We start from the raw sequence: 17,618 nt of genomic DNA, 5'->3' as shown, positions 1-17,618 counted from the left end.
TTTTCCGTTTGCGGGAAACATCAGGCTCCAGCTCAACGCAGGTCGCGGCGCATTACCAGAGCGCTGGTGCGCCGGCCGTTTGCATCGCGGTAATAGTCGGGCCGACCTCCAACCTGACGGAAGCCGAGGCGACGGTAGAGCGCGATGGCAGCAGTGTTGGTTTCATCCACCTCGAGGAACAGCGCCGCCACCCGGTCACCATGCATTCTGAAAAGCACCGCATCCATCAGTTGACGGCCAAGCCCGTGACGGCGCTGGTTGCGGGCGACAAGAATGGTGAGGATCTCGCCCTCATCCGCGGCCTGTCGCGCAAGCACGAACCCGGCAAGCTGCGGCGGTTTTCTGCCGATTTCGGAAACGGCGAAACCGAACACGCCATCCTGTGTGAGGAGTGCTTCAAACTCCGCATCGCTCCACGGGCGAGCAAAGTCTTCGGCGTGCATGTCGGCCAGAACAAGACTGTCTGCGACCTCCAGCGGTCGCACGACAAACTCGCGTTTTCTCGGAAAGAGCGCCATCAGCCTTCCTTCCGCGGGAGCGCGAAATTCTGCTGCGGTGCGGCGTCCGGTGCGCGCAGATAGAGTGGCTTCGGCAGCTCGCCACTCGCCCCCTTCGCAGCCGCCAGCCGGGCGAAGGTCAGAATATCCGCTGTCGCGCCAGCTGGCTGGATGTCGAGCGCCGGCGAGCCAGCCGCGGCTACAAGCTCTGCGGCAACGCCGTAGACGACTGCATTCTCGGCAAAGGCCCATTCGGCCAGCCTCTCCGCTGGCTGGCTCTGAGGTTCGAGAAGAACGCGCCCCTCGCGGTTGAAGCCCGCGGCGAAAAGACTTGGCGCGCGCTGACCAAGCGCCACGAGAACAATGCGTCCGGGAAGCACCGCGCGCGCCTCCTCGCCAAGCGCCTCCAGTGTGGAAACGCCAATGGCAGGCACATTGAGAGCCAGTGCAAGGCCGCGTGCTGCCGACACTCCGACCCGCACGCCGGTGAATGATCCCGGTCCGACCGAGACAGCCACAGCTCCGAGTGCCTCATAGCCGAGACCGGCAGTCTGCAGCGCGTCTTCGATGACGGACATGACGTATTCGGCATGCCCCTTGCCCAGGTCCAGCACATGCCGACTGAGCTCTTCATCCGTATCGGTTTCAAGAACGCAGGCGGCGCAGAGCGCCGCCGCGGTATCGATTGCAAGGATCTTCATTCAGGCACAATCCGGCGACCTGTTGTTGTTCCGCCAGCGAATCCGATGCGCCATCAGCGGGTCATGATGCTCTACTTGCACTGTCTTGCGCCTTCAGTTCAAGGCGGCGTGCATGCAGAACCGGCTCAGTGTAGCCATTGGGCTGTTCCCGGCCCTTGAACACAAGGTCGCAGGCCGCCTGAAAGGCAATGGAATTGTCGAAATCCGGCGCCATCGGGCGATAGAGCGGATCGCCTTCATTCTGCCGGTCAACAACCGCCGCCATGCGCTTCATCGTTTCCATCACCTGCTCTTTGCTTGCGACGCCATGATGCAGCCAGTTTGCCATGTGCTGGGCGGAAATACGCAATGTCGCGCGATCTTCCATCAGGCCGACATCATTGATATCGGGAACCTTGGAGCAGCCGACGCCCTGATCGATCCAGCGCACCACATAGCCCAGTATGCCCTGCGCGTTGTTGTCGAGCTCCTTCTGGACTTCCTCCGGCGTCCAGTTGGGGCGCGTCGCTACCGGCACCGAGAGAATATCGGAAAGCGCTGCGCGCTTGCGGTTTTTCAGTTCGGCCTGAACGGCATGCACATCCACCTGATGATAATGCGTGGCGTGAAGCGTAGCGGCCGTAGGCGACGGCACCCATGCCGTGTTTGCGCCGGCCTTCGGATGTCCGATCTTCTGCTCCAGCATCGCCGCCATCAGGTCGGGCATGGCCCACATGCCCTTGCCGATCTGGGCGTGGCCGGAAAGACCGCACTCAAGGCCGATATCGACATTCCAGTTTTCGTAGGCGGCGATCCAGGCGGCCTGCTTCATGTCGCCCTTGCGGATCATCGGACCGGCTTCCATGGAGGTGTGGATCTCGTCGCCGGTGCGGTCGAGGAAACCAGTGTTGATGAAGACCACCCGCTCGCGCGCGGCGCGGATGCACTCTTTCAGGTTGATCGTGGTGCGACGCTCCTCGTCCATGATACCCATTTTCATGGTGTTGGGCGCCATGCCGAGGGCTTTCTCGACGCGACCGAACAGTTCCACAGCGAAGGCCACCTCTTCAGGCCCGTGCATCTTCGGCTTCACCACATACATGGAGCCCGCACGGCTGTTCATGCGGCGGCCATTTGGCCCGATATCGTGCAGCGCAATGGCTGCAGTGAAGAGCGCGTCCATGATGCCTTCCGGCACTTCATTGCCATCGGCGTCGAGAATGGCCGGATTGGTCATCAGGTGACCGACATTGCGCACCAGCATCAGCGAACGACCGGGAAGCGTGAGTGTCCCGCCATCGGGCGCGGTGTATTCACGATCGGGGTTCAGGCGGCGCGTGAAGGTCTTGTCGCCCTTCGTTACCTGCTCTTCAAGATCACCCTTCATCAGGCCGAGCCAGTTGCGATAGACGACGACCTTGTCTTCCGCATCCACGGCGGCAACGGAATCCTCGCAATCCTGGATCGTGGTCAGAGCCGATTCCAGCACCACATCGGCAATGCCCGCCTTGTCGGTCTTGCCAATCGGGTGGTTGCGGTCGATCACGATCTCCGCATGCATGCCATTGGTGGCGAGCAGAACGGCGGTCGGCTGATCGGCCCCACCCCGATAGCCGACGAATTTCGAAGCATCCTTCAGGCGCGCTTCACCGCCATCGGTTTTCGCCACGAGGTGACCATCGACAACCGAAAGGCCGGCAATGTCTGCCCAGGAAGCACCATCCAACGGCGCGCTGCCATCGAGGAAGGCACGCGCCCAGGCGATGACCCTTTCGCCGCGCTTCGGATTGTAGCCCTTGCCCTTTTCCGCCCCATCCTCCTCGGAAATGGCGTCGGTGCCGTAAAGCGCATCGTAGAGCGAACCCCAGCGGGCGTTGGCCGCGTTGAGCGCGTAGCGCGCATTCATCACTGGCACGACGAGCTGCGGCCCGGCAACACTGGCAATCTCCGGATCGACATTTTGTGTTGAGACCGAGAAGGCCTCGCCTTCCGGCAGCAGATAGCCGATCTCGCGCAGGAAGTCCTGATAGGCTTCCTGATCGGAAGGCGCGCCGTTTTCCCTGTACCAGGCGTCGATCTTCTCTTGCATGGCATCGCGTTTGGCGAGCAAGGCACGGTTTTTCGGCGCCAGATCGTGAACGATCTCCGAGAGCGCTTTCCAGAATTTGTCGGGTTCTATGCCGGTACCAGGGAGCACCTCTCTCACGGCGAAATCGCGCAGCTCTTCCGCAACCTTCAACCCATGAAGCTCAACGCGATTTTCCATTTGGCAGACACTCCTCTTCCCAATGTCAGAAATGATGCACTGCTTTCACCATGCCAGCGGCACGGGGTCAATTCGCCGGATGGAGAAGAAGTTTCAATCTCGATCGTGGTTGAGCGCCATACGCGGGCGTCCCGATGCCTGCACCACGACCCGCGCTTCCAGAAAACGGCGACTGCCGTCGACATCGATAGCGCGGATGTCGCGCGTCACGTGGAGCTCGGCCTGATCGGCACCGGCCTCATGTGCCCTGTCGCGGAGATCGCGCTTCAGCACACGCTCGGCAAAAGCCAAGGCCTCTTCCTCATCTGGAAAATCACGCAGCTCTTCCGCAACGCGCACCCGATAGACGCCTTCTCGCGGTTGCCCGATATGCGCTTCGCTGCGCACACCCACACGACCTACAACAGCGCCAATGGCGTTGGCGACATCCGCATCCTCAGGCAGCACGCAGGCTCCGCGAAGCAGTTCTCCCAACCCGGAAAAATGCAGCGGCGCCGATGCACCCAAGCCGATCACAGCGCGGTCTAGCGAAACCTGGAAGCCTGCAACGCCTTGTGTCCCGTCGAGCGCACGACGTATGAGCTCGTGCTCGGCGAGCGATGCACCGTCCAGCCCATCCTCACACAGTGCCGTTTCGAGCACGGCTTCTGCGGAACACCGGGTCAGACGCGCCAGCACGCGTTCGCAGAACGCTTCCGCATCCAACGCAAGCGGCTGCCCGCTGCCATCGCGGCGTCTGGCGAAAAGCGCTGCGCCAAGGCGGGCCGTCTCAACATCCCATCCGGTCTGCCGTCCAAGAACGTGAGCGGCATCGGTCGGAGTAAATCCGATCAAGGAGACCAGACCACGCGCGACGAGACGATCGAGCGGCGCCAGTTGCGCGTTGGAAAGGATGATCGTCTCAAGCGCTACCGGCTCTCGCTCCAGCCGGGCATAGAGCGCGGCCTCGCTCTGCGAGAGACCCGCGGCGTGGCGCTCCGGCATCCCACTCCGACACGCAAACCGCCCATCCAGCCGGGCGGACACCGCCCTGTCCTGCTGTTTCCGAAGCGTCTCGAGTACCTGATCCCCATGAAGATGGGCGGCGAGTGACAAAGGGATCAACCGACGTGGTCCCAGCACAAGGCGACCGCTCAGCCCGCCCTCATCAATCCTGACTTCGGAGTCTCCGCCGAGCCCGAAAGTGCGCATCGCCACCGCCTCGACCATGGTACGATGGCCGCCGACGCGCGCGCCTTGCGGGTCGATGCGTGGCTGGCCGTTTTCGAGGACAGCAATGTCAGTGGTCGTGCCACCGATATCGGAGACAACCGCACGATCAAGGCCGGTCAGGTAACGCGCACCAACGAGGCTCGCAGCCGGGCCAGACAGTATGGTCTCAATCGGCCTGCCTCGGGCGAACGCCGCCGAAACAAGCGCGCCGTCGCCACGCACCACCATGAGCGGCGCGCGGATACCACGCTGTTCAAGAAAACTCTCAGTGGCGACCACAAGGCGATCGATCAATGCGATGAGCCGCGCATTGAGCAGGGTTGTCAGAGCGCGGCGCGGCCCGCCAAGCTGGGCGGAAAGCTCATGGCTGATCGTGACCGGCAGATCGGTGCGGGTGCGAATGAAATCCCTGGCAGCAATCTCATGGGCGGGGTTGCGCACCGCAAAATAGGCGCAGACAGCAAAGGCTGTCACATTTTCTGCCAGCGCATCAATCTCAGCTTCAAGCCGCCCCATGTCCAGCGGCGTTTCATTGCCGTGCACGTCATGTCCGCCGGGTAAAAAAACGACCGGATCGGATCGCAGTGCGTTGCGCAGTCCCGCCTGCATAAGATCGGTTTCCGAGAACCCAATCATCACCAGCGCTACGCGACCACCCTGACCTTCCACAAGCGCGTTGGTGGCGAGTGTCGTCGACATGGAGACGAGGCCAATGCGGCCCACGGGAGTAGGCACCTTCGCAAGCACTGCATCGACGGCACCTGAAATGCCTTCTGCCAGATCGTGCCTTGTCGTCAACGCTTTCGCCTTGCCGACAACGCCCGAGCGCTCGCAGAACAGCACGGCATCCGTATAGGTGCCGCCGGTGTCTATACCCAGCAATAGCGGTTCGTCCGATGTCCCCTTTTGGATCATGACAGGCCCCGGCCACGCGGCAATGCGTTTCGCACCATAGCGCCATCTGCTTGTTTTAGCCGCATTTTTGCGGCGCGCACTGTTTCCACACCGACAGAAATTGCTCTAGACTACAGATATGGCGTTCGTGGACCTTCTGATCGAGATTGCGAATTGGGTGCAAGCCAAGCTCGTCACTCTCGCCGATCCCTGGACCTTGTACCAGTTCGCAATCATTGCGGTGCTCTTCTTTATCGCAAAGCTGGCATCGCGTGGACTGGAAAGCCGGCTCGAGGCACGCGCCAGGCGCATCAAGGGTCATCAGGGTCTTCTGCGCGTTGTCGTGGCGCTGATGAGGCGCACCGACTGGATCCTGTTTGTGCTTCTTCTTTTCGCGGCACTGACGGTGTTGCGCTCGCTTACATGGCCAAGCAGGACCCTGTTGCTTTCACTCACCCTGTCGCTTTCACTTGCCTGGTTGTTCACGTCGGTTGTCTCGCGCATCATCCGCAACCGCCTGCTTGCCAGAACCATTGGGTGGATCGCGTGGACCTATGCGGCCATTGTCATTCTCGGCATAGACGACGAGGCGGCAGCGTTTCTCGACACGCTGGCCCTGCCGCTCGGCGCGACACGGTTAAGCGCTCTGGTGCTGCTGAAAGCCGCGGTGCTGCTCACCGGCACTGTCTGGCTTGCCGTCGTGCTTGGCAATTATTTCGACGAGCGCGTCCAGCGCTCCGACGAACTCACACCGTCGATCCGCGTGCTGCTCGGCAAGGTGGTCAAGATCGGGCTCGTCATCGCCGCAGGCGCGATCGCCCTTTCCTCCGTTGGCGTCGACCTGACGGCGCTGACGGTGTTTTCCGGCGCTGTCGGCGTGGGGCTCGGCTTCGGCCTGCAGAAGGTCGTTTCCAACTTCATCTCGGGCATCATCATCCTGCTCGACAAGTCCATCAAACCGGGCGACACGATCACGCTCGGCGACACGTTCGGCTGGATCCGGGAATTGCGGGCGCGTTTCGTGTCCGTGATCACCCGAGACGGGCGCGAGTATCTCATCCCCAACGAGGACTTCATCACCCAGCAGGTGATCAACTGGTCGTTCAGCGACGAGATGGTGCGCCTCGACGTGCCGTTTGGCGTTTCCTATGAGGCTGATCCGCATCAGGTTTCGGCCCTCGCCATTGAAGCTGCCATGAGTGTTGGTCGTGTCGATGCAGATCGGAGACCGGTCTGCTGGCTGACGGGGTTTGGTGAATCCTCCCTCGATTTCGTGCTGCGCTTCTGGATCCGTGATCCGCAGCAGGGTCTCACCAATGTGCGCGGCAAAGTGCTGCTCGCATTGTGGGACACGCTAAAGGAAAACGGGGTCGAGATCCCCTATCCACACCGCGAAGTGATCATGAAACGCCCGGCAAGCGGGCAGATCGCCGACTGAAGCTCGAAAGCAAAACGCCGGCACAAGGCCGGCGTCTGCACATTCATTGCTTTCCGGCTTCTCTGTTCTTCGCCGCGTCGTCCATCAGCTCATACCACATCGCGTTGAGCACAGCGAAAGCTGCGGCGAGTGGGAAGCCAAGCAACCATGCAAAATACCACATGTCGTGAACTCCTTTTGTCTCACGGCAGCGCTCAGTAAGCGTGCCCCTTGCCTTGCTCGATTTCGTTCTTGTCGACCTTGCCCCACAGCACCCTGTAGACCCAGCTCGTGTAGGCGACGATCAAGGGAATGAAAAACGCCGTCACAACCAGCATGATGAAGAGTGTGAGATGGCTCGACGAAGCATCCCAAACCGTCAGGCTTGCACCGGGTGCGATGGAAGACGGCAGGATGAAGGGGAACATCGACAGGCCGACAGTGGAGATGATGCCGATGATCGACGCCGCGCTGGCAAGCAGGGTCGGCACCTCACGCCGGGCACGGAACAGAACGAGCGCGAGGGCTGCACCGGCAAAACCGAGGCCCGGTGCGATCATCATCCATGGGTGCGCCGCATAATTGTCAAACCAGGCGTTGCTCGCCTGTACCACGGTCTTTGCCAGCGGGTTGGACGGACCGTCGGTGACAATGGCGCTGGTGATGCGATAACCGTCGACACCGGCCCATAGCCAGAGGCCACCGAGTGCGAAGATCACGATGGTGGCCGTGGCAGCAACGCTCCCAAAGGTACGACTGCGCGCGGCAACGGATCCCTCGGTCTTCACCATCAGCCAGGATGCGCCATGCATGACGAGCATTGCCACCGAAAGCAGGCCGCACAGAAGCGCAAACGGATTGAGCAGCTCGAACAATGTCGTGCCCTCGTAGAAAATACGCAGATCATTTTCGAGCCGGAACGGCACACCCTGAAGGACATTGCCTACCGCAACACCGAAGATCAGCGCCGGAACGAAACCGCCAATGAACAGCGCCCAGTCCCACGTCGCGCGCCAGGCGGGGTTCTCGCGCTTCGACCGGTATTTGAACGCCACGGGGCGCAGGATGAGCGCGAAGACCACAGCGAACATGGCAAGATAGAAGCCCGAGAAGGACACCGCATAGAGCGGCGGCCAGGCCGCAAAAATGGCGCCGCCTCCCAGGATCAGCCAGACCTGATTGCCTTCCCAGACGGGGCCAACGGCATTGATCACGACGCGGCGCTCGGTGTCGGTCTTCGCCACGAAGGGCAGAAGTGTTCCGGTTCCAAGGTCGAAACCATCGGTTATGGCAAAGCCGATCAGCAACACGCCGAGCAGTCCCCACCAGATGACACGCAGCGTTTCATAGTCGATAAGAGTGTGCAGGATCATTGTTCTTACTCCGCCGGAACGAAGGCGCGGGGGCCGAACTCGGCCTCTGGCTCTTCGTCTGGTTCAGGCCCCTTGCGAATGGCGCGCAGCATCAGCGTCATTTCGACGATGAAGAGGACGGTATAGATCAGCGAGAAGCCGATGATCGTCATCAGCACCGTGGAAGCACCAAGGTTCGAGACCGCCACGGCGGTCGGCAGCACGCCTTCGATGATCCACGGCTGACGCCCGAACTCCGCAACGATCCAGCCACATTCGGCTGCGATCCATGGGAGCGGGATAGCAAGAACTGCGATCCGCAGAAGAATGGGATAGCGATCCAGCCTGTGCCGGGCCGACAGATAGAAGAACACCGCCATCAGCAGGATGAAGAAAAAGCCCAGCCCAACCATGATGCGGAAGGTCCAGAACAGCGTCGGCACGTTTGGCACCGTGTCGTTTGCCGCCTGGGTTATCTGCGCGTCCGTCGCTTCACGCGGATCGTCGAGATACGGCTTCAGAAGCAGCGCATATCCGAGGTCCGCGCCACTCTCCTCGAAAGCTGCCTTCACATCGTCGGGAATGGCATCCGTGCTGCCGGCGGCGCGGATTTTCTGCAGGGCATCATAGGCGACGATACCGTTTCTGATGCGCTCTTCCGCGCGTTCGACCAGTTCCTCAATTCCAGGAATCTGCGTGTCGAGCGAACGCGTCGCGATGATTCCCATGGCCCAGGGGATATGCACGGCATAATGGGTTTCGCGTGCTTCCTGATCCGGGAAACCAAAAGCGGTGAAGGAAGCCGGCGCCGGCTCCGTTTCCCACATGGCCTCAATGGCGGCGAGCTTCATCTTCTGATGCTCGGTGGCGAGATAGCCGCTTTCATCGCCCAGCACCACGACCGAGAGAGCAGCTGCCAAGCCGAAAGAAGCAGCAACAGTCATTGAGCGCTTGGCAAGCTCCAGATGCCTGCCCTTGAGCACGTACCAGGCGGAGACGCCCAGAACGAAAACTGATGCCGTGACATAACCGGCCGACACGGTGTGAACGAACTTCGCCTGCGCCACCGGGTTCATGAGCACGGCGTAAAAGTCCGTGACTTCCATGCGCATGGTCTGGGGGTTGAAGGCGGAGCCTATGGGGTTCTGCATCCAGCCATTGGCGATGAGGATCCAGAGTGCCGAGAAATTGGAGCCGATGGCGACCGCCCAGGCGGAGGCAAGGTGGCCGAGCTTTGAGAGCTTGTCCCAGCCGAAGAAGAACAGGCCGACAAAGGTCGCCTCCAGGAAGAAAGCCATGAGGCCCTCAATGGCCAGAGGTGCACCGAAGATATCGCCGACATAGTGGCTGTAGTAACTCCAGTTCATACCGAACTGGAACTCCATGACGATGCCGGTGGCGACGCCGAGCACGAAATTGATGCCGAAGAGCGTGCCCCAGAATTTCGTCATCTGCCGCCAGATGGTGCGGCCAGTCATGACGTATACGGTCTCCATGATGGCGACCAGCACCGACAGTCCAAGCGTCAGCGGGACGAACAGAAAGTGGTAGAGCGCGGTGATCGCAAATTGCAACCGCGAGAGATCGACGATGTTCAGTTCCATTGTACCATCCGGCTGTCCGGCTCCTTTGGTCGTCGGGAGGAAGCGCTCATTCTGGTCTCAGACCTTCGAGCAAAGAATTGTATTCGGCCGTGCCGCGGTGCGCTTCGGCGAGGATGCGGCCCTGTGCCATGCGCACGATGCGGTCTGCGCCTTCGGCCTCACGGCGGATGTGCGTTGACACCACGAGGGTTCTGCCGGCTGCGAACCATCCGACCCGCGCAATCACATCGTTCGCGGTTTCACGGTCGAGCCCCTCAGTCGGCTCGTCGAGCAGCCAGACCGGCGCGTCCCGCAGCACCAGCCGGGCGAGTGCAAGCCTGCGTGCCTGGCCGGTGGAAAGCCCGGCACCGCCCTCGCCCAGCATGGTGTCGAGCCCATCCGGCAACCGAGCCAGCAGTCGTGAAAGTCCTGCCGCTTCCAGTGCGGCATGCAACTGACCGTCGCGGGACGCTGGATTGGCGAGCACGAGATTGCCACGCAGCGTGTCGTTGAACAATTCCGTGCGTTGCGTGAACAGGACTGAGGGAAGGCTGGAGACCGCGCCCCCGACAGGTATCATCTCACCGGCAAGCGCTGCCAGAAGCGACGATTTGCCGGCCCCGCTCGCCCCGATTACCGCAATACGCTCACCGTGTCCGACCTGCAGGGAAACATCCTTGAGCGCGGGATGGACCGATCCCGGATGGACCGCGGTGATATGCTTCAGGCATATCGACGTTCGGGCAGCATTCGGCGCATTGATTGCCGGCGTGCTATCTTGCGCTCCCAGCCGTGGTCCGACGCGGCGGACGGCTGTCAGCGTGCGTCCAAGCTCGACAGCACCGCGCCGCAGGGCGGCAAACGGTTCTGTCGCAGTCAAGCCGATGAGCAGTGCCAATGCGGCAACGGGTGCGCTGATGTAACCACGTTCCGCAAGTTCAGCACCGAAGATCAGGATCGCGGCGAGCAGAACTGCACCGGCTATGCCGAGCGTGATGCTGACGCCTGTTTCCGTCCTGTTCATTGCATCGTCGGCCTCTGCCAGGCGCCGGTCGGCCTCGGCAATTGCCTCGCGCTGGGCAAAGATCCGCCCGGCCATCGTGAGTTCGCTCTGCCCGCGGACAAGGTCGATGCTGCGAGCGCGTAGAACCTCCAGCGCATGTGCGCGACGGCGGGCCGGCTTTCGGGCAAGGCGCGCCGCTAGCGTGGGCACACCGAGCCCAACTGCCAGCAGGAACAGCGAAGAAGCGACGCCAAGCCGGATGTCGATGAAGCCAAGCGCCAGCCCGGCGACAACAGCGGCACCGGCTGCCGAGAACAGCGGCACGAGAACGCGCAGATAGAGCGAGTCCAGCGCGTCGATATCGTTGGTCAGCCGGAAAAGTAGACGGGCCGGCCGCGCCGCCATGGCGCGTGCAGCACCCGCGACCGCCCAGCCGCGAAACAGTCTTTCGCGCAGTTCTGCAAGCACTTCCAGCGTTGCATCATGGGTGACGATACGTTCGCCATAGCGCGATGCCGTGCGGGCGAGCGCCAGGAAGCGGATGCCTGCCGACGGGGCGAACACGTCGAAGGCGAGCGCCGTCGCCACCGAAAGCCCGGCAATGGCCGTCGCCGTGATGAACCAGCCTGAAAGCCCCAGAAGCGCGATGCCGCACAAAACGGTGGCGAGCGAGAGGAGTGCGCCGGCGAGAAGCCTGTTGCGGTTGCCGGACCAGAAAAGCGAAGCGACGGCGCGAAGACTGCTGTTCCCGGTCATGACCCGTCTCCGGCTGTTTCTGGTGCTTTCAGGGTGATGACGCGGTCCATGCGGGCTGCAAGCAATGGATCATGCGTGGCTACGATCAGGGTTTTTCCCCGGCTGATGCGTAGAAGGCTTTCGGTGACCTCGTGCGCGGTTTCCCGGTCGAGGTGCGCGGTCGGTTCGTCGGCCAGAACAAGGCCGGCCTGCGGTGTCGCGGCGGCACGCGCCAGCGCCAGCCGGAGTGCTTCGCCACCGGAAAGGCCAAAGCCGCCTTCGCCGATCATCGCCGGCCCGCGCCGAGCCGCAAGTTCCGAGAGGCTTACCACCTCGAGTGCCGCCGAAACGCGGGCCTGATCCACGTCGGGGCGGCCCAGCGTTACATTGCTTTTGATCGTGCCGGGAAAGATATGGGGATCCTGACCAATCCAGGCGATGGAGGCGCGCAGGTCCGGGACATTTGCGCGATCCATGGCCACTCCGCCGATGCGAATTGTACCGTTCTCAGGCACAATCAGCCCCGCGATGAGTGCAAGCAGCGTGGATTTGCCCTCGCCGCTTGGTGCAACAAGCGCGACGCGCTCGCCGGGCTCCACTTCAAGATCGAAATCGTTGAAGACCGGGGCAGCCTCTTCCGTATGACGGAAGACAAGCCCTTCGACTGACAGCGACAGCGCCCCGCGAGCCCCAATCCGACTGCCCTTCGCAGCTGACGCCGCCACGGTCTTTCGCCCCGACGCGGCCAGCTTCTTCAACGCATCGAAAGCAGCTTCGCCCGATGCCCGATCATGCCAGACAGCGGAGAGGTCGCGGAGCGGCTCGAAGAAGGACGGCGCCAGAAGCAGGATGAACAGCCCCTCCGCCAGGGAGAGTCGGCTACCCCATGCGCCGAAATTCAGCTCACCGAGCAGGTGGAAGCCCACATAGACTGCGACCATGGCGACGCCAAGCGCTGCAAAGAGTTCCAATACGGCGGACGAAAGAAACGCTATTCGCAACACCGCCATTGTGCGGCCTCGAAGATCTTCGGCACTGGCACGCAGCTGCGTTGCCGTGCGATCCACGGCACCGAAGCTGCGGATCGTTGTCAGTCCACGCAGGCGATCCATGAGAAACGCGTTCATGCTGCCCATCTCGGCGAGTTGCTCTTTGCTTGCCTGCTTGGCGCGCCAACCCACGAGCGCCATGAATATCGGGATCAGCGGTGCCGCGATCAGCAGCACAAGCGCTGCCGCCCACGAGAACGCCAGAACGCAGGCAAGAATTGCCAATGGTACGACCATCGCCTTGAAGCGTGCCGGGCGGAAGCGGGCGACATAGGGCACAATGGCCTCAGCCTGCTCGGCAAGGGTGCTTGCGGCAAGCCCAGATGAAGGCCGCGTAGCATCGAGCGGCGAGGTTTTGGCAAGGGCGGCCACCGCCTCCTTGCGCAGCGCGCTTAATCGGCTCCGCGCCTGACGAAACGCCAGGCGATTGCCCGCACCGTCCATCATCGCGCGCGCGACACCGAGAACAAGAATGCCGAGGGCCGGCAACCATGCCGCGGAAGCGTCGCTACCGGCGGCGATGCCGCCGACCGCCAGCGCCAGGAGCGCCGCCTGCGGAAGCCAGAGCAACGATGCAGTCGTTTGCAGAAGCACCACGGCTCTGCTGACCCCGCCGCGCGCAGACAGCGTGTCCGCAACCTCATCCGGATGCGCCTGCGGCATTGCCGCTCTGGTGCGCCCGGCGGCCTGAGGGCGTCGTCGTCCTATGCCGGCGTCGAGCGTTGTCATGACGTCTTCGGCTCCGTGCGCTTGCGGCCGAGCGAGACAATTCGGTCCTTGGCGTCGAGCAGTCTTGTCACCTTTGCGCCAAGGTTCAGCAAGGTCGCCAATTGCTCGGTCTCCAGATGCTTCACATCGTCATACCATTTCGTCAACTGCTCGATGAGGGTCTGCATCTCGGCGAGCCGTGCCTGCGCGTGGCGCTCTTCCTCACTGCCGGGTGTCTGCATCAAAAGTTCGCGAAGGACGGAAAGCGTGGGATCGACCTCGCGCTTCTTGCGCTCTTCGGCCAGCGTCCGCAGGATCTGCCAGACATCGTCCGGTGTGGTGAAATAATCCCTCCTGTCATCGGGAATATGTTTCAGAATGACAAGATTCCAAGCCTGAAGCTCACGCAGGCTCATGGAGACATTGGAGCGTGAGATGGACAGCGCCTCGACAATGTCATCCGCGCAGAGCGGATTGGAAGACGCATAAAGAAGCGCGTAAATCTGCCCGACCGTGCGGTTGATGCCCCAGCGGCTGCCCATTTCTCCAAAGTGCAACACGAAGGATTGCAGGAGTGGCGGGAGATTCATGATGAGTGGTCCTGACATTGTTTTCAGAAATTACTGAAATCAATGTACGAGTGCCGAACCGCTGGGACAAGCGTGTGTTGGATGGTGCGCGGTTTTGCAGCAGGGAAGCCACGACCTTTTCGCCATTCGATGACAGCGCAGCGTCATACCTTAAAAGGCGTGCATACCTCGTCAGCGTACGGAATGCGTGGGCACCCTGAAGCGTGACACAAGACGCATCCCCAACACTCCCATCACGAGGAGCATCCACACGGGGTCCGTCCGGCGAAAGAAAAAGCTCTCGAGGAAGGCGTTGAACATGCTGAACGTCACCACCATCATGAAAAAATCGGCGAGAAAGATGTTTTCACGATAGTGCGGTGTGCGCATGTAATCGCGTAGCGGCACGAGAAGAAACGTTGCAATGGCTACGGCAAGTGCTGGAAGTCCCATCCCGAGAGCAATGTCGATATAGCCGTTGTGACCATGAACAATGCCCCGAATATCCCATGGACGGTCGAACGGTTGGTCTGAGGTAAAAACGAGTTCCGTCATCCAGAAATTGTCGAAACCGTATCCGAAGAGCGGCCTCTGGACGATCATGTCGCCGGCGAAATCCCAAATCGGCGTTCGCCCTGTATAGGTAAGATCAGGAGCAAGCGTCGCGGCCAGTTCTTTGACCGGATCGATGAAGACGATGCCAAGAGTTGCGACCGCCAACGCACTTACTGCAGCAACCACCAGGACGGGCACCAGGAACCGCAGGCCGAATATACCGGGCAATGCGATCAGCATCCCCGCCAGCGGTACGGTGGCAGTGGTTGTCTTGGACCCTGTGTGGAACACAAAGATCATCGCCAGAAGCGCCATCGTTCCACCGGACCAACGCCATCCACGCCGCCACAGATAGAGACCGGCAAACGCCAATCCGGCCATAACCGGTCCGGCGATATTCTTATGCGTAAAGACGCCCCGCCAGAGGCCGGCATGCTGTGCTTCCAAATCATAGGCCTGATGAACAGCCACATCGCGCATGGCGATAACACCAAAGTAGGAAAGCCCGAGAATCACGAAACCCGCACACGTCAGTACACGCGAAAACGCATCCGCATCGCGCGGCAGGGTCAGGACTGCTCCCACCGTGACAATGCCGATGATCGAGAAGGCGACTGTGCGGATCGTGTCACTTGGAACCGGCGTGTTGAGGGTGGCGATGCCCACAAACCCCAGGAGCAAAAGCCACCACGGGCTGAGCAGCGAAACCAGCACCCGCCGGTCGACCAGCATGAGGAGCGACGCCACGGCGATTGCACCCAGCGCGCCAAATCCCAGCTGATTGACGATGTCACCGCCGTCCCCGGCGAGTTGCGGCCCTGAGGGCTGAAATGGCCGAAACGAAACCACCAACACTGTGAGCAGGACGGCCGCGATGACGGTAGAAGGCTGCCCCGTGGCAGCCATGCGCGCCACGGATGACGAAGCCGGCCAGCGCGGTTCCGCAAGGCTGCTCATGGCATCTCGCATGCCCGACCGGGCAACAAGCCATGCAGACTGTTACCATGGAATCCGGGAAAATCTGCTTCGTTCGTCATTTTGAAGCCGAAACCTGTTGCGCCTGCCCCATAAAGCGCGGGAGCGCTTAAGGCCGCGTTAATTATATCAGCATCTTGTCTGTCAGGCTTGAAACCTACACCAGCCTTCCCGGCTATCGGGTGGGCGGAGCAACCGATGGCATCACCCAGACCGTGCCGGTTTCAGGGTGCCGCGCAATCGTCGCTTCAATACGATAGACATTCCGGAGCAGATCCGGTGTCAACACCGTTTCGGGTGTACCGGCAGCCACCAGTCGGCCCCGATCAAGCACAAAAAGACGGTCGCAGAACATTGCTGCCAGGTTGAGGTCATGCAGGGCTGCCACCACAGTGGTTTGAAGCCCGCGCATGAATCGCAGAAGCTGAAGCTGATGATGGATGTCGAGATGGTTCGTCGGCTCATCAAGAACCAGAAGGCGCGGCTGCTGCACCAGCGCGCGCGCCAAAAGGGCTCGCTGCCGTTCACCTCCAGAAAGCGTGCGAAAGGCGCGGTCCTGCAGAGGCGTCAACCCTAGAAGCGCGAGTGCCGCAACAAGCAACGCGTGATCGTGCGACGTGTCGGGTTCCAGAAGCTTCTTGTGAGCCGAACGCCCCATGGCGACAACGTCGCGCACGGTCAGCGGAAACTCGGCGGGCATATCCTGAAGCACCGCGCCGACATTGCGCGCAACCCACTCGGTGGGCTGCCGCCACGCATCTTCTCCGTTCACGAGCACCGTGCCGGATGTAGGCCTGTTGATGCGATAGATTGTTCGAAGCAGACTTGATTTTCCCGCGCCGTTGGGTCCGATAAGACCGACCATCTCGCCTTCGGAAATGCTCATAGTCACATTATCCACCAGCGCCTTGCCGCCGGCCAGCAAGGTGACGGAGCACAGATCAAGCGTGCCAGGCCGGATGCTCATCGCGCGCCACCCAGCCCACGTGCATCGCGCCGCAGAAGCCAGATGAAGAACGGCCCACCCACCAGCGCCGTGACGATACCGACTGGTAGTTCCAGCGGCGCGATTACCGTGCGGGCGACGAGATCGGCGCCGATGGTGAAACTCGCCCCCAGAAGCGCTACCGCCGGCAAGGCGCGACGATGATCGGCTCCGACAAGAAAACGCACGATGTGAGGCATGATGAGGCCGACAAAGCCGATGACCCCGGCCACGGCCACTGTGATCCCGGTGAGTGCTGCCGCCAGCACGAACATGCTCTGACGGAAGCGCTGGACATTGAGACCCAGGGCGACCGCGCTTTCATCTCCTGCCATCAGCAAGTTCAGCCGCCGGGCCTGAACCAGCATCACACCTAACCCAATCGCCAGTGCAGCAAGCGGTATGGGTATGAGTTTCCACTGCGCCGTGCCGAAGCCTCCCAGGGTCCAGAACAGGACCCGGGAGGCAAGTTGCGGATCGGGCGATGTCAGCACGATCAGGCTTGTCAACGCGCTGAGGATCGCGCTCATCGCCACGCCAGCAAGCACGAGCCGCGTCGGCGTCATGAACCCGCCCGTTCGCGCAACCCAGAACACAGCGAACAATGTTATGAGCCCGCCAAGGAAGGCCGAAATGTGTAGCGTGAATACGCCCAGGCCGAGAAACCCCCAGCGCATCACCACCACGGCGCCCGTCGCCGCACCTGAGGAGATTCCCAGAATGCCGGGTCCCGCCAGTGAATTGCGGACGATGGACTGGATCGTCATCCCGGTAACTCCGAGGCTTGCGCCCACAAGGGCGGCAAGCACCACGCGCGGCATACGGGTCTGGACCACAATCGTCTCGTAGACCGCACGCCAGCCAGGCTCCACCAGACCGTCACCGGCCACCAGATTGGCGAGTATGGCGACCGCCGTTTCCCCGGGTATATGCACTGAGCCGAACATCAGTCCTGCGATCGCCACGCCCAGCAGCAGTCCAACCATGAGGAGAATAACCAAAGCATAGCCCGGCGACCCCCCGCTTGCGGCACACTGGGCCGCAACGGAGCGAAGTGCCGTGCCTCGCACTGGCGGTGCTGACCGAAGCACTGTCAGCAGCGCTTCGTGGCTCTCAGGCTGGTTTTGTTTCGCGACGG

At 61.6% G+C, this 17,618-nt stretch carries 14 protein-coding genes; 1 reads left to right on the top strand and 13 read right to left on the bottom strand.

Annotated features, from left to right (window positions below):
* Positions 1–32: 32 nt before the first annotated feature.
* The 4 genes from rimI to HF949_RS04520 all read right to left on the bottom strand — a co-directional run bounded on the left by rimI (position 33) and on the right by HF949_RS04520 (position 5,570).
* Complete coding sequence (gene rimI, locus HF949_RS04535; protein WP_292898515.1) at positions 33–518, bottom strand: ribosomal protein S18-alanine N-acetyltransferase; 486 nt, start codon at positions 516–518, stop codon at positions 33–35.
* Positions 518–1,198, bottom strand: a complete 681-nt coding sequence (gene tsaB / locus HF949_RS04530; protein ID WP_292898514.1) for a tRNA (adenosine(37)-N6)-threonylcarbamoyltransferase complex dimerization subunit type 1 TsaB — start codon at positions 1,196–1,198, stop codon at positions 518–520. Before tsaB ends, rimI begins: the two co-directional genes overlap by 1 nt.
* A 61-nt stretch (positions 1,199–1,259) precedes the next feature.
* Positions 1,260–3,443 carry a malate synthase G gene (locus HF949_RS04525; protein ID WP_292898513.1) on the bottom strand — a complete coding sequence of 728 codons (2,184 nt, stop codon included), beginning with the start codon at positions 3,441–3,443 and terminating at the stop codon, positions 1,260–1,262.
* A gap of 93 nt (positions 3,444–3,536) precedes the next feature.
* The gene (locus HF949_RS04520; protein WP_292898511.1) at positions 3,537–5,570 is read right to left on the bottom strand and encodes a hydantoinase/oxoprolinase family protein; all 2,034 of its coding nucleotides are present in this window, start codon (positions 5,568–5,570) and stop codon (positions 3,537–3,539) included.
* Between the two features lie 118 nt (positions 5,571–5,688).
* Here HF949_RS04520 and HF949_RS04515 point away from each other — a divergent pair, with 118 nt between their 5' ends.
* Positions 5,689–6,987 (top strand): mechanosensitive ion channel family protein, encoded by a 1,299-nt coding sequence (locus HF949_RS04515; protein WP_292898510.1) that lies wholly within the window; start codon positions 5,689–5,691, stop codon positions 6,985–6,987.
* A 43-nt stretch (positions 6,988–7,030) separates the two neighbouring features.
* Here the strand turns inward: HF949_RS04515 and cydX are convergent, their stop codons facing one another.
* The 9 genes from cydX to HF949_RS04470 all read right to left on the bottom strand — a co-directional run bounded on the left by cydX (position 7,031) and on the right by HF949_RS04470 (position 17,466).
* Entirely contained in the window at positions 7,031–7,150 is a 120-nt protein-coding gene (gene cydX / locus HF949_RS04510; protein WP_065817381.1) for a cytochrome bd-I oxidase subunit CydX, read from the bottom strand.
* Between the two features lie 31 nt (positions 7,151–7,181).
* Complete coding sequence (cydB, locus tag HF949_RS04505; protein WP_292898506.1) at positions 7,182–8,339, bottom strand: cytochrome d ubiquinol oxidase subunit II; 1,158 nt, start codon at positions 8,337–8,339, stop codon at positions 7,182–7,184.
* A gap of 5 nt (positions 8,340–8,344) precedes the next feature.
* Positions 8,345–9,922 carry a cytochrome ubiquinol oxidase subunit I gene (locus HF949_RS04500; RefSeq protein WP_292898505.1) on the bottom strand — a complete coding sequence of 526 codons (1,578 nt, stop codon included), beginning with the start codon at positions 9,920–9,922 and terminating at the stop codon, positions 8,345–8,347.
* Positions 9,923–9,968: 46 nt separating this feature from the next.
* Positions 9,969–11,660, bottom strand: coding sequence for an amino acid ABC transporter ATP-binding/permease protein (locus tag HF949_RS04495; RefSeq protein ID WP_292898504.1), 1,692 nt, complete (start codon positions 11,658–11,660; stop codon positions 9,969–9,971).
* Positions 11,657–13,417, bottom strand: a complete 1,761-nt coding sequence (gene cydD, locus HF949_RS04490; RefSeq protein ID WP_292898502.1) for a thiol reductant ABC exporter subunit CydD — start codon at positions 13,415–13,417, stop codon at positions 11,657–11,659. Before cydD ends, HF949_RS04495 begins: the two co-directional genes overlap by 4 nt.
* Positions 13,414–13,986, bottom strand: coding sequence for a GbsR/MarR family transcriptional regulator (locus HF949_RS04485; protein WP_292898501.1), 573 nt, complete (start codon positions 13,984–13,986; stop codon positions 13,414–13,416). Before HF949_RS04485 ends, cydD begins: the two co-directional genes overlap by 4 nt.
* Positions 13,987–14,157: 171 nt before the next feature.
* On the bottom strand, positions 14,158–15,477 hold the full coding sequence (locus HF949_RS04480; protein ID WP_292898500.1) for an O-antigen ligase family protein: 1,320 nt from the start codon (positions 15,475–15,477) through the stop codon (positions 14,158–14,160).
* A gap of 193 nt (positions 15,478–15,670) precedes the next feature.
* Positions 15,671–16,462, bottom strand: a complete 792-nt coding sequence (locus tag HF949_RS04475) for an ABC transporter ATP-binding protein (protein ID WP_292898499.1) — start codon at positions 16,460–16,462, stop codon at positions 15,671–15,673.
* Positions 16,459–17,466, bottom strand: a complete 1,008-nt coding sequence (locus HF949_RS04470; RefSeq protein ID WP_292898498.1) for a FecCD family ABC transporter permease — start codon at positions 17,464–17,466, stop codon at positions 16,459–16,461. The genes HF949_RS04475 and HF949_RS04470 overlap by 4 nt, the downstream gene beginning before the upstream one ends.
* Positions 17,467–17,618: the final 152 nt, after the last annotated feature.

It is taken from the genome of Nitratireductor sp. (assembly GCF_017794765.1).
GTDB lineage: Bacteria > Pseudomonadota > Alphaproteobacteria > Rhizobiales > Rhizobiaceae > Nitratireductor.
Note: the sequence above shows the minus strand (reverse complement) of the source record. Positions and strands in the feature narration are given on the sequence as shown.

Excerpts from the sequence above, each read along its gene's own strand:
- rimI (WP_292898515.1), bottom strand. The coding sequence starts at position 518 with ATGGCGCTCTTTCCGAGAAAACGCGAGTTTGTCGTGCGACCGCTGGAG.
- tsaB (WP_292898514.1), bottom strand. The coding sequence starts at position 1,198 with ATGAAGATCCTTGCAATCGATACCGCGGCGGCGCTCTGCGCCGCCTGC.
- HF949_RS04525 (WP_292898513.1), bottom strand. The coding sequence starts at position 3,443 with ATGGAAAATCGCGTTGAGCTTCATGGGTTGAAGGTTGCGGAAGAGCTG.
- HF949_RS04520 (WP_292898511.1), bottom strand. The coding sequence starts at position 5,570 with ATGATCCAAAAGGGGACATCGGACGAACCGCTATTGCTGGGTATAGAC.
- HF949_RS04515 (WP_292898510.1), top strand. The coding sequence starts at position 5,689 with ATGGCGTTCGTGGACCTTCTGATCGAGATTGCGAATTGGGTGCAAGCC.
- cydX (WP_065817381.1), bottom strand. The coding sequence starts at position 7,150 with ATGTGGTATTTTGCATGGTTGCTTGGCTTCCCACTCGCCGCAGCTTTC.
- cydB (WP_292898506.1), bottom strand. The coding sequence starts at position 8,339 with ATGATCCTGCACACTCTTATCGACTATGAAACGCTGCGTGTCATCTGG.
- HF949_RS04500 (WP_292898505.1), bottom strand. The coding sequence starts at position 9,922 with ATGGAACTGAACATCGTCGATCTCTCGCGGTTGCAATTTGCGATCACC.
- HF949_RS04495 (WP_292898504.1), bottom strand. The coding sequence starts at position 11,660 with ATGACCGGGAACAGCAGTCTTCGCGCCGTCGCTTCGCTTTTCTGGTCC.
- cydD (WP_292898502.1), bottom strand. The coding sequence starts at position 13,417 with ATGACAACGCTCGACGCCGGCATAGGACGACGACGCCCTCAGGCCGCC.
- HF949_RS04485 (WP_292898501.1), bottom strand. The coding sequence starts at position 13,986 with ATGAATCTCCCGCCACTCCTGCAATCCTTCGTGTTGCACTTTGGAGAA.
- HF949_RS04480 (WP_292898500.1), bottom strand. The coding sequence starts at position 15,477 with ATGAGCAGCCTTGCGGAACCGCGCTGGCCGGCTTCGTCATCCGTGGCG.
- HF949_RS04475 (WP_292898499.1), bottom strand. The coding sequence starts at position 16,462 with ATGAGCATCCGGCCTGGCACGCTTGATCTGTGCTCCGTCACCTTGCTG.
- HF949_RS04470 (WP_292898498.1), bottom strand. The coding sequence starts at position 17,466 with ATGGTTGGACTGCTGCTGGGCGTGGCGATCGCAGGACTGATGTTCGGC.